The organism is Streptomyces sp. NPDC059649, assembly GCF_042734445.1.
Taxonomy (GTDB): Bacteria; Actinomycetota; Actinomycetes; order Streptomycetales; family Streptomycetaceae; genus Streptomyces.
Window position 1 is genome coordinate 76,593 of the sequence record NZ_JBHWDV010000034.1, and the last position, 14,441, is coordinate 91,033.

The window sequence follows — 14,441 nt, forward strand, 5'->3', positions numbered from 1 at the left end:
ATGACCCCTCATTTGAGTGGCTACCCTTCAGACTGCTTGCCACTCGAACGAGTTGCACCGGCCCCCGCGCCCGCTTTCACCCCGTTGCCCTTGTTTTCGCCGCCTCCGCCGGGTGCCTCGAAAGACTCCAAAGCCTCCAGAACGTCCTGGACACGGGAGATTTCGGCGTTGATGTCCTCCCGCCGGCGGACCAGGGTCTCCAGCTCGCGCTTGCCCTCGTCCACGATGCGGGCGGCCTCCGCCCGGGCCTCCTCGCGCATCCGCTCCGCGTCGCGCACCGCCTCGGCCTTCTTGTTCTCGGCCTCCTTGATCAGGCCCTCGGCCTTCTTGACCGCCGCGATCCGGACCTTGCTCGCCTCGCTGTTGGCGTCCGCCATCATCCGGTCGGCCTTCTCCTCGGCCTCCACCTGCTGCGCGGTGGCCTGCGCGATGAGCTTGTCGACCCGCTCGCCGGCGTTCTTCATCGTCTCCGCCGACTCCCGGCGGGCCCGCTCGTGCAGCTCCTCGACCTCGGACTCGATCCGCTGCCGCAGCTCCTCGGCGCGCTCCCTTATGGCGGTGGCGTCCCCGCGGGCCTCCTCCAGCAGCGCATTGGCGTCCGTACGGGCCTTCTCCACCCGCGCGTTGCCGTCCGCGGTCGCCTCCGTGACGAGCCGCTCGGCCTCCTTGCGGGCCGCCCCGACCATCGTGTCGGCCTGCTCCTCGGCCTGGGTGGCGACCTTCAGTGCCTCCTCCTGGGCCTTGGCGATCAGCTGGTCGGCCTGCTCGGCGGCGTCCCCGCGGCGCTTGGCGGCGTCCTTGCGGGCCTCGTCGAGCAGCCGGTCGGACTCCTCCTGGGCCTCCGCGCGCATCCGCTCGGCGGCCGCCTCCGCGTCCTCCTTGATTTTGGCCGATTCGTTACGGGTGCGGCCGGCGTGCTCCTGCGCGGCGGTGACCGTCTCGGCCGCCTCGGCCCGCAGCCGGTCCGCCTCCGCGGTGGCGGTGGCGATCATCCGGTCCGCCTGCTCGCGGGCGTCGGCCCGGGTACGGTCCGCCTCCCGCTCGGCGTCCGCGGTGGCCTCCGCGGCCTCGGTACGCAGCCGCTGGGCCTCCGTCGCGGCCTCCGACACCAGCGTGTCGGCCTGCTCCGCGGCGTCCGCGCGGGCCTTGTTGGCGTCCGCGCGTGCCTGGTCGCCGGTGCGCTCGGCGTCCCGGCGCGCCTGCTCCAGCACCTCGGCCGCCTCGGCCCGCAGCCGCTCGGCCCGCTCGGTCGCCCCGGCCACCAGGGACTGCGCCTGCTGCTCGGCCTCCAGGCGCAGCCGCTCGGCGGCCTCCTGGGCCTCCCGGACCGTGCGGTCCGCGTCGTCCTGTGCCGAAGACGTCAGCTCGGTCGCCTCGGTGACGATCCGTTCGGCCTCCGAACGGGCCTCGGTGATCAGGCGGTCGGCCTGCTCCGCGGCGTCCGACCGGATCCGGTTCGCGTCCTCGCGCGCCTCGGCGCGGGCTCGCGCGGCGTCCTGCTCGCCGGCCGCCAGCGCGTCCGAGGCGTCGGTCCGCAGCGCCTGCGCCTTCGCGGTGGCGTCCGAGACCAGCTTCTCGGCCTGCGCGGTCGCCTCCGCGACCAGCCGGTCGGCCTGCTCGGCGGCCTCCGTACGCGCCGCGTTGGCGTCCCGGCGGGCCTCGTCGAGGACCCCGGCCGCCTCCGTGCGCAGCCGCTCGGCCTCCTCGATGGCCTCCGCGACGGCCCGCTCGGCAAGGGTCTTGGCGGCCTCCGACGCCTCCTGCGCCTCCTGCCGGGTACGGGCCGCGTCCTCCGAGGCGCGCTCCCGCTCCTCGTAGGCGTCCTTGCGGACCCGGTCGGCCTCCTCCTGCGCCTCCGACCTCGTGCGCTCCGCGGCGTGTTCGGCCGCCGACCGCAGCCCGGCGATCTCCTCGGCGGCCTGCTCGTGCAGCCCCGCGACCGAGTCCCGCACCTGCTGCGCGGTCTGCTCGGCCGCCGCCACCAGCTCGCCGGCCCGCCGGTCCGCTTCCTCGACCAGCCGCTCGGCCTCCTCCTGCGCCTCGGTCACCCGGGTACGGGCCGAGGCCAGCAGCTCCTCGCTCTGCTCGCGGGCCGCGGTGCGCTCCTGGTGGGCCTCCTCGCGCGCCTCGCCCAGGAGTTGCTCGGCCTCCCGGCGGCGCCGCGCGGCCTCCTCCTGGGCCTCGGCCAGCGCCTGTGCGGCCTCGGCGCCGGTGCGCTCCGCGGCGGCCGCGGCCTCCGCGCGCACCCGGTCCGCGGTCTCCTGGGCCTCCGACTTGAGCCGTTCGGCCTCGGTCGCCGCCTCGGTGCGCAGCCGTACGGCCACCGACTCGCCCTCGGAGCGTGCCGCCGAGGCGTCCGCGGCGGCCTCCGTGCGCAGCCGCTCGGCCTCCTCCTCGGCCTCCTGCTGGAGCGCCCGGCGCCGCTCGGCGGCCTCGGTCTTGAGGCGGGCGGCCTCCTCCTGCGTCTCGCGGCGCAGCCGTTCGGCCTCCGTGCGGGCCTCGCGCAGCGACTCCTCGGCCGCCGCGACCCGCTCCTCGGCCTCGGTACGCAGCCGGTCCAGCTCGGCCTGGGCGTCGGTGCGGAGCTGCCTGGCGGCCTCCTCGGCCTCCGCGCGCAGCTTGGCGGCGCTCTTCTCGGCCTCCGACGTCAGCTCCTCGGCGGCCTGGGTGCCCTCCAGCAGCAGCTGTTCGGCCTCGGCACGCGCCCGCTCCAGCGCGTCGTCGGCCTGCCGGCGCAGCGACGAGGCCCGCTCGATGGCCTCCGTCCGGACCCGCTCGCTCTCCGCGACGGCACCCGAACGGGTCTCCTCCGCATCGGACTTGGCCTTGGCCAGCAGCTCCTCGGCGGTACCGGCCGCCTCCTCGATCTGCTGGACCGCCTCGCGGCGGGCCTCGCTGCGGATCCGCTCGCCCTCGGCGACCGCGTCGGCGCGCAGCTGCTCCGCCTCGCCGCGCAGCCGCCGTGCCTCCTCCTGGAGTTCGACGGTCTTGGCGCGGTACTCCTTGGTGTCGTCCTTCGCCGCGCCCTTGAGCTGGGCCGCGGTGTCGTGCGCCTCCTCGCGCAGCCGGTCGGCCTCGGCCTCGGCCTCCTTGCGCAGCCGGTCGGCCTCCTCGGCGGCGGCCTTGGTCGCGGCCTTGGCGTCCTCGGACGCCTTGGTCATCATCTCCTCAGCGGTCCGCGCGGCCTTCGCCAGCTGCGCCGCGGAGTCCTCCGCCGCCTTCGACCGCGCGGCCTCCTGCGCCTCGGCGAGCAGCCGCTCGGCCTCCGCACGGGCGTCGGCGCGCAGTTGCTCGGCCTCGGCCTTGAGCGCCTCGGCCTCCTTGGTGGCCTCGCCCACCAGCCGGGCGATCTCCGCCTTGGCCGTACGGGTGCGCTGTTCGTTCTCCGACTCGGCGGCCGACAGCCGCTTCCCGGCGCTTGCCTGCGCCTCCTCGACCAGCTTCTCGGCCGCGGCGCGCGCCTCGCGCAGCGCCGTGTCGGCCTCCTGTAGCCGGGCCTCGGCGGTACGGGTCAGCTCGGCGGCCTGCCGGCGCGCCTCCTCCGACTCGGCGCCGGCGCTGGTGCGCAGCTGCTCGGCCTGATCCGTGGCCTCCTGGGCCTGGTTGGACGCCGCGGTCAGCAGCCGCTCGGCGTCCGTACGTGCCCGGCGCAGCAGGGATTCGGCTTCGGCGCGGGCCGCTTCGGCCTCCGAACCGAGCCGGGCCCGGGACTGCTCGATGAGCCGCTGGGCCTCGGCGCGCGCGGCCGCCAGGGCCTGCTCGGCCTCCGCCCGGGACTCCTCCATCAGCCGGCGGGCCTGCGACTCCGTACGGGCGCGCAGCTGTTCGGCCCAGGCGACGTTCTCGTTGACATGCGATTCGACGGTCTGCCGGCGCTCGTTGAGCTCCTCGTCGAGCCGCTGGCGGCGGCTGACCGCCTCGGCGTGCAGCTCGGCCTCCAGCCGGGCCTGCCGCTCGGCCTGCTCCTGCAGCAGCCGCTGGGTCTGCGCCCGTGCCTCGCGCAGCTCCCGCTCGGCGTCCGACCGCAGCTGATCGGCCTGGATCTGCGCATTGCGCAGCAGTTGTTCGGCCTGGTGGCTGACGTTGTCGTAGGCAGGACGAGTCGCGAGGTTGCGACGCGCCTCGTGCAGCTTGGCGCGCAGCACCTCGACCTGGTAGCCGAGGTCGTCGGCGTGCTGGACGGCCTTGTCCCGCTCGGTCTTCAGCCGCTCCATCTCGGCTTCGAACTGCGAGAGGTGGTCGGCCTCAGCCCACTTACGCTCCTGGCGCTCGTTGCCCCGCACTGCGCGGTCCCATCCGTCCCCTGGTCATGGTGGCGGCCGGCTCCGGTCCTGCAGTGCTCGTCCCGTACACGTCACGTCGTACCCGACTGGCACCCATTGGAGCTGACCCTTCTCCGAAGAAATGGTGTCAGATCATCGGCAGAGTATGGACCGAGCCCCACTCGTACCCCGGCCGAAGCTGCACTCTACCGGCCGGGGAACGTGAAGGTCAGTGGTCCGTGCTGGCGGGGGGTGCCGCGGTGACGAGTTCGGTGAGTACGCCGTGGCAGTCCTTGGGGTGCAGGAAGGTGATCCGCGAGCCCATCGAACCCTTCCGGGGCTCGTCGTAGAGCACCCGGACGCCCTTGCCGCGGATGGCGTCGGAATCCCCGTCGACGTCCGCGGTGCCGAAGGCGATGTGGTGGACGCCCTCGCCGTTCTTGGCCAGCCATTTGCCCACCGCGGAGTCCTCGCGGGTGGGCTCCAGGAGCTGGAGGTAGGAGGCCCCGCCGTCCGAGGTCTCGTTGATCTTCAGCATGGCCTCCCGGACACCCTGCTCCTCGTTGACCTCGGTGTGGAACACCTCGAAGCCGTACGTGGCACGGTAGAACTCGACAGTCTTGTCGAGGTCGAAACAGGCGATCCCGATGTGGTCGATTCGCGTCAGCATGGTTCCAGTGCACCCCTCTCACGACTGGTTACGCAACGTGCGCGCGATCACACCTGCTGGCCGATGACCCGACGGGTACCGCTCAGTACATTGACGGGAACCCTCGTTAACTTCCCTGCAAAGGAAGGCCGCATCGCATGTCTGAAACCAACGGCACGAACGGCACCACCTCAGTAATCGTGGCGGGAGCCCGTACCCCGATGGGGCGGCTCCTGGGCTCCCTGCGGACCTTCTCGGGCGCCGACCTGGGCGGCTTCGCCATCAAGGCGGCGCTGGACCGGGCCGGCATCGGCGGCGACCAGGTGCAGTACGTGATCATGGGCCAGGTACTGCAGGCCGGGGCAGGGCAGATCCCGGCGCGCCAGGCCGCGGTCAAGGCCGGCATCCCCATGAACGTCCCCGCGCTCACCGTCAACAAGGTGTGCCTCTCCGGACTGGACGCGATCGCGCTGGCCGACCAGTTGATCCGTGCGGGTGAGTTCGACGTCGTCGTCGCCGGCGGCCAGGAGTCCATGAGCAACGCGCCGCACCTCCTCCCCAAGTCCCGGGAGGGCTACAAGTACGGCGCCGTCGAGATGCTCGACGCGATGGCCCACGACGGTCTGACCGACTCGTTCGAGGGCATCGCCATGGGCGAGTCGACCGAGAAGCACAACACCCGGCTGGGCATCGCCCGGCCGGAGCAGGACGAGATCGCCGCGGCCTCGCACCAGCGGGCCGCCGCCGCCCAGAAGAACGGCCTGTTCGAGGCGGAGATCACCCCCGTGGAGATCCCGCAGCGCAAGGGCGAGCCGGTCGTCTTCAGCAAGGACGAGGGCATCCGCGCGGAGACCACCGTGGAGTCGCTGGGCAAGCTGCGCCCGGCGTTCGCCAAGGACGGCACGATCACCGCGGGCACCTCCTCGCAGATCTCGGACGGTGCGGCCGCCGTCGTCGTGATGAGCAAGGCCAAGGCCGAGGAACTCGGCCTGGAATGGATCGCGGAGATCGGCGCGCACGGCAATGTCGCGGGCCCCGACAACTCGCTCCAGTCCCAGCCGTCCAACGCCATCAACCACGCCCTGGGCAAGGAGGGCCTGACCGTCGCCGACCTCGACCTGATCGAGATCAACGAGGCGTTCGCGGCGGTCGCCGTGCAGTCAATGAAGGATCTGGGGGTCTCCCCGGAAAAGGTGAATGTCAACGGCGGCGCGATTGCCCTGGGTCACCCGATCGGGATGTCCGGCGCCCGCATCGTGCTGCACCTGGCCCTGGAACTGCGCCGGCGCGGCGGCGGGACCGGCGCGGCCGCGCTGTGCGGCGGCGGCGGTCAGGGCGACGCGCTGATCATCCGCGTACCGGGTAAGTAAGCGACAGCCCGTACGCGCGTGCGTACGGGCTGCCGAATCGCGTACCAGCGAGCCGAAGGAGCCGAGCAGCGATGGTGGACGTCCCCCAGCTGGTGGAACAGGCACGGCAGGGCCGGCCGAGGGCGGTGGCCCGGCTGATCTCCCTCGTGGAGGGGGCGGCGCCGGAGCTGCGCGAGGTGATGGCGGCACTGGCGCCGCTCACCGGCAACGCCTACGTGGTCGGGCTGACCGGCTCACCCGGCGTGGGGAAGTCCACCACCACCTCGGCCCTGGTCACCGCGTACCGCAGGACGGGCAAGCGGGTCGGCGTGCTCGCCGTCGACCCGTCCTCGCCGTTCTCCGGCGGTGCCCTGCTCGGCGACCGGGTCCGGATGAGCGAGCACGCCTCCGACCCCGGCGTCTACATCCGCTCGATGGCCACCCGCGGCCATCTGGGCGGCCTGGCCTGGGCCGCACCGCAGGCCATCCGGGTCCTCGACGGGGCGGGCTGCGACGTGATCCTGGTCGAGACGGTCGGGGTCGGCCAGTCCGAGGTGGAGATCGCCTCCCAGGCGGACACCTCCGTGGTGCTGCTCGCGCCCGGTATGGGCGACGGCATCCAGGCGGCCAAGGCCGGGATCCTGGAGATCGGCGACGTCTACGTGGTCAACAAGGCCGACCGGGACGGCGCCGACGCCACCGCCCGGGAGCTCAACCACATGCTGGGCCTCGGCGAATCCCGGGCGCCCGGCGACTGGCGGCCGCCCATCGTGAAGACCGTCGCCGCCCGCTCCGAGGGCGTCGACGAGGTCGTCGAGGCGCTGGAGAAGCACCGGGCCTGGATGGAGGAGCACGGCGTCCTGGCCGAGCGGCGCCGCGCTCGGGCCGCCCACGAGGTCGAGACGATCGCGGTCACGGCGCTGCGCGAGCGGATCGGCGACCTGAGCGGCGACCGCCGGCTGGAAACACTGGCCGAGCGGATAGTGGCCGGCGAGACGGATCCTTACCGGGCGGCGGATGAGTTGGTGGACGGGGTCACGAACGGCGGCTGACGCCTGCGGCTTGGCTGCCTTCCCACGTTTTTGTCTGCGGCGCCGTGGTTGTTGCTCGCCGTTGCGCTTTGCGGCGCCTCCCACGTACCTGTCTGTCCCGCCGCGGTGGTTTCTCGCCGTTGCGCCTGCGGCGGGCCGGGTTGTGGTGGGTGCGGTGACGGACCTCCGGGGCCGGGGTGTGGGACTGCTTCGCTTTACGTCCCACACCCCGGCCCCTCCGCCCCGTCCCCTCCCGTGAGGGGGAAGTTGAGGCCGGTGGGGGTGACCGTCGGTGGTCCCTCGCTCAGTCGTCGTCGTCCGAGTCGTGTGCCGGGGCGGTGCTCAGGGCGCCGGTGTGCGGGTCGATGAGGAGCTTGTGCTCGGTGCCGTTCCTGGTGACGGTCTCGACCTCCCAGACGGCCTTGGCGCGGTGGTCGTCGTCCAGTTCGACGGAGGTGACCGTGCCGTGGCCGGCGGCCTTGCGGGCGGCGGTGGCGGCGTCCGTGCGGGCGTTCCTCAGGGTGGCCCGCTCCCCGGCGTGATCGTCGTCGGCACCGCGGTCGACGTGCTGGTTCAGCACCCGCGCCGTCCGCGCGTCGAGGGTGACCTCGTGCCACTTTCCGTCCTTGCCCAGCACGTCCGCGTCCCAGACCAGGCCCGGGCGGTCCCGGTCGAGGTCCAGGCCGGAGACCTTGCCCGGGACGGCCTTGAGGGCGGCCGCCGCGGCCTGGGGAGCGGTCACCTTGGCGGCGCCGGCCTCGCGGAGGTCCTCGGTGTCCTGGGGGCCGTGGGCGGCCGCCGGCGCGCCGCTGCCGGAGCTGTTGCCGCTGACCGCGACGGCGGTGACCGTACCGCCCGCCAGCAGGGCGGCCGCGGCGGTGGCGGCGATGACGAGGTGGCGCTTCATGTGCTCTCCTCCGTGGTTGCTCGGACCCGGCCATCCGGGTCAACGTCGTGCCGCCACAGTGGCCGAACGCACCTGAAGCCGAGCTGAAGGCAGCTGAAGGACGCTTCAGGTTCCGGATGGCAGGCTGGGCCGCTATGCGGCTCTTGATCGTGGAGGACGAACAGCGGCTGGCTCTGTCACTGGCCAGGGGCCTGCGGGCCGAGGGATACGCGGTCGACGTGGTGCACGACGGCCTCGAAGGGCTGCACCGCGCCGGCGAGGGCGCGTACGACCTGGTCGTGCTGGACATCATGCTGCCCGGCATGAACGGCTACCGGGTCTGCGCCGCGCTGCGGGCCGCCGGCAACGAGGTGCCGATCCTGATGCTGACCGCCAAGGACGGCGAGTACGACGAGGCCGAGGGGCTGGACACCGGCGCCGACGACTACCTGACCAAGCCGTTCTCGTACGTGGTGCTGGTGGCCCGGGTGAAGGCGCTGCTGCGGCGGCGCGGGCGGAGCGCCGAGCCGGTGCTGCGGGTGGGGGCGCTCGCCGTCGACCAGGGGGCGCGCCGGGTCGAGCGGGACGGCACCGAGGTCGCGCTGACCGCGAAGGAGTTCGCCGTACTGGAGCAGCTGGCCCTGCGGGCGGGCGCAGTGGTGTCCAAGGCGGAGATCCTGGAGCACGTCTGGGACTTCGCCTACGACGGCGACGTCAACATCATCGAGGTGTATGTCAGCGCGCTGCGGCGCAAGCTCGGCGCCGGGCACATCGTGACGGTGCGCGGTGCGGGATACCGGCTGGTGGCCGGTGCGTAGGGCGGCGGGCCGGGTCCTGGGTTCGGTACGGGCCCGGGCGGCGGCCGGCGCGACCGTGGTGGTGGCGCTGGCGCTGCTCGCGGCCGGTACGGCCGTACTGCTGGTGCTGCGCGGCAATCTCCAGGACCAGGCCGGGCTGCAGGCGGAGGTCGCGGCGCGTGAGGTGGCAGCGCAGATCGCCACCGGCACGGCGTACCCGAAGCTCGATCTGCCGGACGGCGAGGACCATCCGGTGGTGGTCACCGACGAGGACGGGCGGGTGCTGGCGGCCGGCGAGGACGTGCGGGCGGTCGACGGCCGGCCGGTCAGGGGCGTACCGGAGGCGGGCGGCGGGGGTGCCGGCCGGTCGGGTGACGTCGACGACGAGGACGATGACGGGGACGACGGTCCCGGCGGGCCGCGGCCCGGTGAGGTCGATGGGGACGTGCACCACCGGGACGGGACCGCCGACGTCGACGGGACGGTGGCGGCCTACCGGTTCGCGGTGGTCGAAGCCAAGGACGGCCGGGGTGCGAAGGCCGTGGTGCGGGCCGGGTCGGCGCTGGCGCCGGAGCGTGCCGCGGTCGGCTCGGTGCGGACCGCGATGCTGATCGGGCTGCCGCTGCTGCTCGTGGTGGTGGCGGGGGTGACCTGGCTGGTGACCCGGCGGGCGCTGCGGCCGGTGGAGGGCATCCGGTCGGAGATGGCGGCGATCACGGCCAGTACGGATCTGAGCCGGCGGGTGCCGGTGCCGTCGTCCCGGGACGAGATCGGCCGGCTGGCGCGCACCACCAACGAGACGCTGGCCGCGCTGGAGACCAGCGTCGAGCGGCAGCGGCGGTTCGTCGCGGACGCCTCGCACGAGCTGCGCAGTCCGATCGCCAGCCTGCGGACCCAGCTGGAAGTGGGGGTGGCACACCCCGAGTTGCTGGACGTGCCGGGCGCGGTGGCGGACACCGTGCGGCTGCAGCGGCTGGCGGCGGATCTGCTGTTGCTGGCGCGGATGGACGCGGGGGAGCGGCCGGCCGCGGCCCGGGTGGACCTCGCGGCGCTGGTGCGGGAGGAACTCTCGCAGCGGGCCGGGGACCGGATTCCGGCCACCACCGGCGCGCTCGCGGGCGTCGAAGTGGCCGGATCGCGCGGCCAGTTGGGGCGGGTGCTGGGGAACCTGCTGGACAACGCGCAGCGGCATGCGGCCGGGGAGGTGCGGGTCGCGGTGGTGCGTGAGGGGGAGTGGGCGGTGCTGCGGGTCGAGGACGACGGGCCCGGGGTGCCGGAGGCGGACCGGGAGCGGATCTTCGAGCGGTTCGTCCGGCTCGACGACGCGCGGGCGCGGGACGACGGCGGGGCCGGGCTGGGCCTGGCCATCGCGCGGGATGTGGCGGTCCGGCACGGCGGCACGCTGGCCGTACGGAACCGGGCGGTCTTCGAGCTGCGGCTGCCGGTGGCCGGCTGAACCGGGGCGCCGCGGCCCCTGGGCGGGGCCGCGGCCGGGCGGTCAGATCGTGCCGCGCTGGGCGCGGAGGTGTTCCGCCACCGGGGTGAGGGAGGTCCGCAGCGCCTGCAGGTCCTCGGGGGAGAAGAGGTCGATGAAGTGTTTGCGGACCGAGGCGACATGGTGCGGGGCGACCCGGCGCATGGTGTCCCAGCCCTCCTCCGTCAGCACGGCGTAGAGGCCACGGCGGTCCGACTCGCAACTCTCGCGGCGTACCAGGCCGGCGTTCTCCATCCGGGTGATCTGGTGGGAGAGCCGGCTCTTGGACTGCAGGGTGCTGGCGGCCAGGTCGCTCATCCGGAGCCGGTGGTCCTCGGCCTCGGAGAGGTTGACAAGGATTTCGTAATCGTTGTTCGTCAGGCCGAACGGTTGCAGATCGCGCTCGAGTTGGTGCATCAGCAGTCTGCTGACGTCCAGATGAGTGCGCCAGGCACGCTGCTCCTGGTCGGTCAGCCAGGGAGTGTCGCTGTCGGTCGTCATGGATGAATTCTACCTGTTAAAAGTTGAATAGTGAATTAATCCCCGTTTGAGGTGACGACGACCGGCCAGGGCCGGATGTGGGTCAGACGTTCGAGGTCACCGTCCGCAGACTACCGCTCACAGCCCGAAGCGGCGTTGGAGGCTCCCGAGGTTGCCGGGCAGCTGGGGCAGTTGTGAGCCACTTTGCGGAACGTGTCCACCACCGCCCGGAACGCCCTCCTCCACCGGGACCGCGCCGGTCGCCACTTCCGGCATCAGCTGCTCCGTCGACTGCAGCAGGACCGTACCGGCGCCCACGAACTCGAACTGGTGCTCCTCGCCCGAGGCCCCGCCGATACCGGTGTGCGCCCGCAGCCCGCCGAGGAATCCCCGCAGGTACTGGTGGTCGTAGTGGTGGCACGGCGAGGGGCAGTCGGCCCAGCCGACCAGTGCCTGCGGGTCCACCCGGAGCGGCGGCTCCATGAAGACCACCGGCCCGTTGGACGCGGCCACGAACTTGCCCGTACCGATGAGGGTGAGGAAGCCCGGGACGATCGATTGCTTCAGCGACAGAGATGGCTGAAAGGCGAGCAAGTTGCCCGAGCGAATAGTGAGGTTGCCCTCATCGAGGTCGTAGGAATTCACGTCGAAGGCACGGTCGGCGAGCAGCATCTTTCCCCGGCCCTCGGCGACGACCCAGTCCGCGGCGTGCAGTGGCGAATGGAAACTTCCGGCGATCAGCCGGTCCAGCCGGCCGTGCCCGATGCCGTGGAAGTCGATCTGCCCGTAGTAGGCGATCATCTTCCCCTTCTGCAGGAACCACTGGCCGTTCAGGTCGACGCTGAAGGCGTACGGATTGACGTTGTCATCGGCCGGGAGCGAGGCGACGTCGTGGACAACGGGACCGGTCACAGCTTCTCCTCCGACGCCTGGACGTAGACGGTGCCCTGGCCCGACAGCTCCAGCTGGAAGGCCTCGCCCGAGCCGCGGCCGACCATGTCGCGCCAGCCGAGCGCGGTGGACAGTTTGTTGCGGACCTCGCCGCGGTGCGCGACGTACGCCTGGGGGTCGACATGGACCGGGCGCTGCGGGGTGATCGGCAGCTCCAGCACGCCGCCGTGGGCCATCACCGCGGCCGAACCGACGCCCGAGAGCGTCGTCGTGAACAGGCCCTGGCCGGTGACCTGGCCGCGGACCATGCCCATCACACCGCCCTGCGCGCCCATGAACATCGTGCCCTGCTGGAGCGTGCCGTCGAAGGCCAGCAGCCGGTCGGCCTCGACGTAGAGCGTCTCGCCGGTCAGGTCCACGACGTGGACGTGATGGCCGCCGTGGCCGAACATCACGGTCCCACTGCCGTCCACGGTCATCAGCGGGGTCGCCTCACCGGCGATCCGCCGGCCGATCATCGAGCCGATCCCGCCCTGGCCGCCCTGGATGTTGGGGGTGAACGTGACCTCCCCGCGGTACGCGAGCATCGCCCCGCGCTGGCTGAACATCCGCTGGCCGGGCGTGATCGTGGCCTGCACCATGCGGGAGTTGAGCGCCGTGAACGGCATCAGACCTCACCGCCCACGGTGTTGCGCTCGCTGGGCTGGACGTACACCAGACCCTCCCCCTCGAAGCGGATCTGGAACGCCTCGCCCGATCCCTCGCCCATGAACGTGCGGAAATTCACGCCCGACTGGAAGTGCTGCTTCAGCTCGCCGGTGTGCGCCACATAGGCCCCCGGGTCGACCTGGAGCGGGTACTGCTTGGTGACCCGCAGCACCACCGCCGGGCCGTCCGAGGTGATCGCCGCCTGGCCGCTGCCCTCGACGGTGGTGGTGAACAGGCCGTTGCCCTGGGAGGCGCCGCGCAACCCCGTGAACGTCGTGCCCGTCCGCAGCGCCGCGTCCGTGCAGAGCAGGTTGCTGGCCTCCACGTACAGCTTCTCGCCGTGCAGCTGCACCAGATTGATCTCACTGGCGCGGTCGGCGAAATAGCAGGTGCCGTGGCCCTTCACCTCCATCACGGCCATCTGTTCACCGGTGAGCCGCCGGGTGACCATGCCGCGCAGACCCTCGCCACCGCCGGTCATCTTCTTGAAGGACATCTGGCCGTCGTACGCGACCATCGCCCCGTTTTTCGCCTTGACGGCATCGCCCGTCATGTCGACGGCGAGCACCTTGCTCCCCTGGAGCCGAAACTGAGCCACGCGTCAGACGGTAATGCGCACCGGCCGCGCGGGGCAGGTCGTTCGCCCCTGACATCGCCCGGAGATCTCCCCGAGGCCGGCCCGGGGTGGTCCGGGGTGGTCCGGCTCACGTCCCCCCGGCGCGGTGATCGCCCGCGCGGCTGTAACAATGGGGCGACGCTTGTGAACCCTTGCACAAGCCTGCTCCTCGCCCGCCACCCGAACGAGGTTCCCGTGGACATCAAGACCGCCGCCGCCCTGCACCGCCTGCGCCTGGCCTCCGTTCCGGAGGCCATCTCCTTCCCCGCGCTGCTGATCTTCGGCACCGGTTTCCGGCTCGCCTTCGACTACGACGCCCTGGTGATGCCGCTCGGCCTGATCCACGGCCTGCTGTTCATCACGTACGTGGTGCTGCTGGCGGACGTGTGGAACCGCACCAAGTGGCCCTTCAAGCGCATCGCGTTCTTCTTCCTGCTGGCGATCCTCCCGTTCGGCGGCCTCTACGGCGACCGGGTGCTCAAGCGCGAGGAGGAGGCCGGCGTGATCGCCGCCCGCGCCCGCAAGGAAGGGATCGTCAACGCATGATCGTCGCCTTCTCGGTGAGCCCGCTGGGCGTCGGCGAGGACGTCGGCGAATACGTCGCCGACGCGGTCCGGGTCGTCCGCGCATCCGGTCTGCCGAACCGCACGGACGCGATGTTCACGTCCATCGAGGGCGACTGGGACGAGGTCATGGACGTCATCAAACGAGCCGTCGCGGCCGTCGAGGCCCGCGCCGGGCGCGTCTCGCTGGTCCTCAAGGCGGACATCCGCCCCGGGGTGACGGACGGCCTGACATCAAAGGTCGAAACGGTCGAACGGTTCCTCTCCGAGGGGTGACCCCCACGTACCTGTGCGCTGCGCTTTGCGGCGCCCCGTACGTACCTGTCTGTCCCGCCGCGGGTGTTGTTCGCCGTTGCCGCTTTGCGGCGCCCCCGCACGTTCCTGTCTGCGGCGCCGCGGGTCGTCTCGCCGTTGCGCGCTTTGCGGCGCCCCCGCACGTTCCTGTCTGTGCCGCCGCGGGTCGTCTCGCCGTTGCGCGCTTTGCGGCGCCCCCGCACGTTCCTGTCTGTGCCGCCGCGGGTCGTCTCGCCGTTGTGCTTTGCGGCGCCCCCGCACGTACCCGTCTGCGGCGCCGCGGTTGTTGCTCGCCGTTGCTCCCCCACTGCCTAAAGGGCGTGGGAGGTACCCCCAGCGGCGGGCTGGGTGGTTGTCGGGTGCGGTGACGGACCTCCGGGGCCGGTTGTGTGGACGTTATATGCACACAACCAGCCCCAGCCGGCCGGACCCCACCCCGGG

Annotated in this window: 13 protein-coding genes; 6 read left to right on the forward strand and 7 right to left on the reverse strand. The window is 72.4% G+C overall.

Going from position 1 to position 14,441, the window contains the following annotated elements:
- Positions 1-20: 20 nt before the first annotated feature.
- Both scy and mce read right to left on the reverse strand, forming a co-directional pair.
- The gene (gene scy, locus ACFV1J_RS28560; RefSeq protein ID WP_385862771.1) at positions 21-4,283 is read right to left on the reverse strand and encodes a polarized growth protein Scy; all 4,263 of its coding nucleotides are present in this window, start codon (positions 4,281-4,283) and stop codon (positions 21-23) included.
- Positions 4,284-4,491: 208 nt separating this feature from the next.
- Complete coding sequence (gene mce / locus ACFV1J_RS28565) at positions 4,492-4,932, reverse strand: methylmalonyl-CoA epimerase (protein WP_385862774.1); 441 nt, start codon at positions 4,930-4,932, stop codon at positions 4,492-4,494.
- 137 nt (positions 4,933-5,069) lie between these two features.
- Between mce and ACFV1J_RS28570 the strand changes: the two genes are divergently transcribed.
- On the forward strand, positions 5,070-6,281 hold the full coding sequence (locus ACFV1J_RS28570) for an acetyl-CoA C-acetyltransferase (protein ID WP_385862776.1): 1,212 nt from the start codon (positions 5,070-5,072) through the stop codon (positions 6,279-6,281).
- Positions 6,282-6,352: 71 nt separating this feature from the next.
- Positions 6,353-7,312, forward strand: coding sequence for a methylmalonyl Co-A mutase-associated GTPase MeaB (meaB, locus tag ACFV1J_RS28575; RefSeq protein ID WP_385862778.1), 960 nt, complete (start codon positions 6,353-6,355; stop codon positions 7,310-7,312).
- A 283-nt stretch (positions 7,313-7,595) separates the two neighbouring features.
- On the opposite strand, the gene ACFV1J_RS28580 is transcribed toward meaB, so the two are convergent.
- Entirely contained in the window at positions 7,596-8,198 is a 603-nt protein-coding gene (locus ACFV1J_RS28580) for a PepSY domain-containing protein (RefSeq protein WP_385862781.1), read from the reverse strand.
- 134 nt (positions 8,199-8,332) lie between these two features.
- Here ACFV1J_RS28580 and ACFV1J_RS28585 point away from each other — a divergent pair, with 134 nt between their 5' ends.
- Complete coding sequence (locus tag ACFV1J_RS28585) at positions 8,333-8,995, forward strand: response regulator transcription factor (RefSeq protein ID WP_385862784.1); 663 nt, start codon at positions 8,333-8,335, stop codon at positions 8,993-8,995.
- Positions 8,996-9,011: 16 nt separating this feature from the next.
- Positions 9,012-10,430: a sensor histidine kinase gene (locus ACFV1J_RS28590; RefSeq protein ID WP_385862802.1), complete on the forward strand. Its 1,419-nt coding sequence runs from the start codon at positions 9,012-9,014 to the stop codon at positions 10,428-10,430.
- Between the two features lie 42 nt (positions 10,431-10,472).
- Here the strand turns inward: ACFV1J_RS28590 and ACFV1J_RS28595 are convergent, their stop codons facing one another.
- From ACFV1J_RS28595 to ACFV1J_RS28610, 4 genes are all read right to left on the reverse strand, one after another.
- Positions 10,473-10,949 carry a MarR family winged helix-turn-helix transcriptional regulator gene (locus ACFV1J_RS28595; protein WP_385862786.1) on the reverse strand — a complete coding sequence of 159 codons (477 nt, stop codon included), beginning with the start codon at positions 10,947-10,949 and terminating at the stop codon, positions 10,473-10,475.
- 117 nt (positions 10,950-11,066) lie between these two features.
- Positions 11,067-11,840: an AIM24 family protein gene (locus tag ACFV1J_RS28600; protein WP_385862789.1), complete on the reverse strand. Its 774-nt coding sequence runs from the start codon at positions 11,838-11,840 to the stop codon at positions 11,067-11,069.
- A complete protein-coding gene (locus ACFV1J_RS28605) occupies positions 11,837-12,487 on the reverse strand; it encodes an AIM24 family protein (RefSeq protein ID WP_385862791.1) in 651 nt (216 codons plus the stop codon). The genes ACFV1J_RS28600 and ACFV1J_RS28605 overlap by 4 nt, the downstream gene beginning before the upstream one ends.
- A complete protein-coding gene (locus ACFV1J_RS28610; RefSeq protein WP_385862793.1) occupies positions 12,487-13,125 on the reverse strand; it encodes an AIM24 family protein in 639 nt (212 codons plus the stop codon). Before ACFV1J_RS28610 ends, ACFV1J_RS28605 begins: the two co-directional genes overlap by 1 nt.
- A gap of 213 nt (positions 13,126-13,338) precedes the next feature.
- Between ACFV1J_RS28610 and ACFV1J_RS28615 the strand changes: the two genes are divergently transcribed.
- A complete protein-coding gene (locus ACFV1J_RS28615) occupies positions 13,339-13,689 on the forward strand; it encodes a DUF3817 domain-containing protein (RefSeq protein ID WP_385862795.1) in 351 nt (116 codons plus the stop codon).
- Positions 13,686-13,982, forward strand: a complete 297-nt coding sequence (locus ACFV1J_RS28620; protein ID WP_385862797.1) for an MTH1187 family thiamine-binding protein — start codon at positions 13,686-13,688, stop codon at positions 13,980-13,982. The genes ACFV1J_RS28615 and ACFV1J_RS28620 overlap by 4 nt, the downstream gene beginning before the upstream one ends.
- The last annotated feature ends 459 nt before the right edge of the window (positions 13,983-14,441 follow it).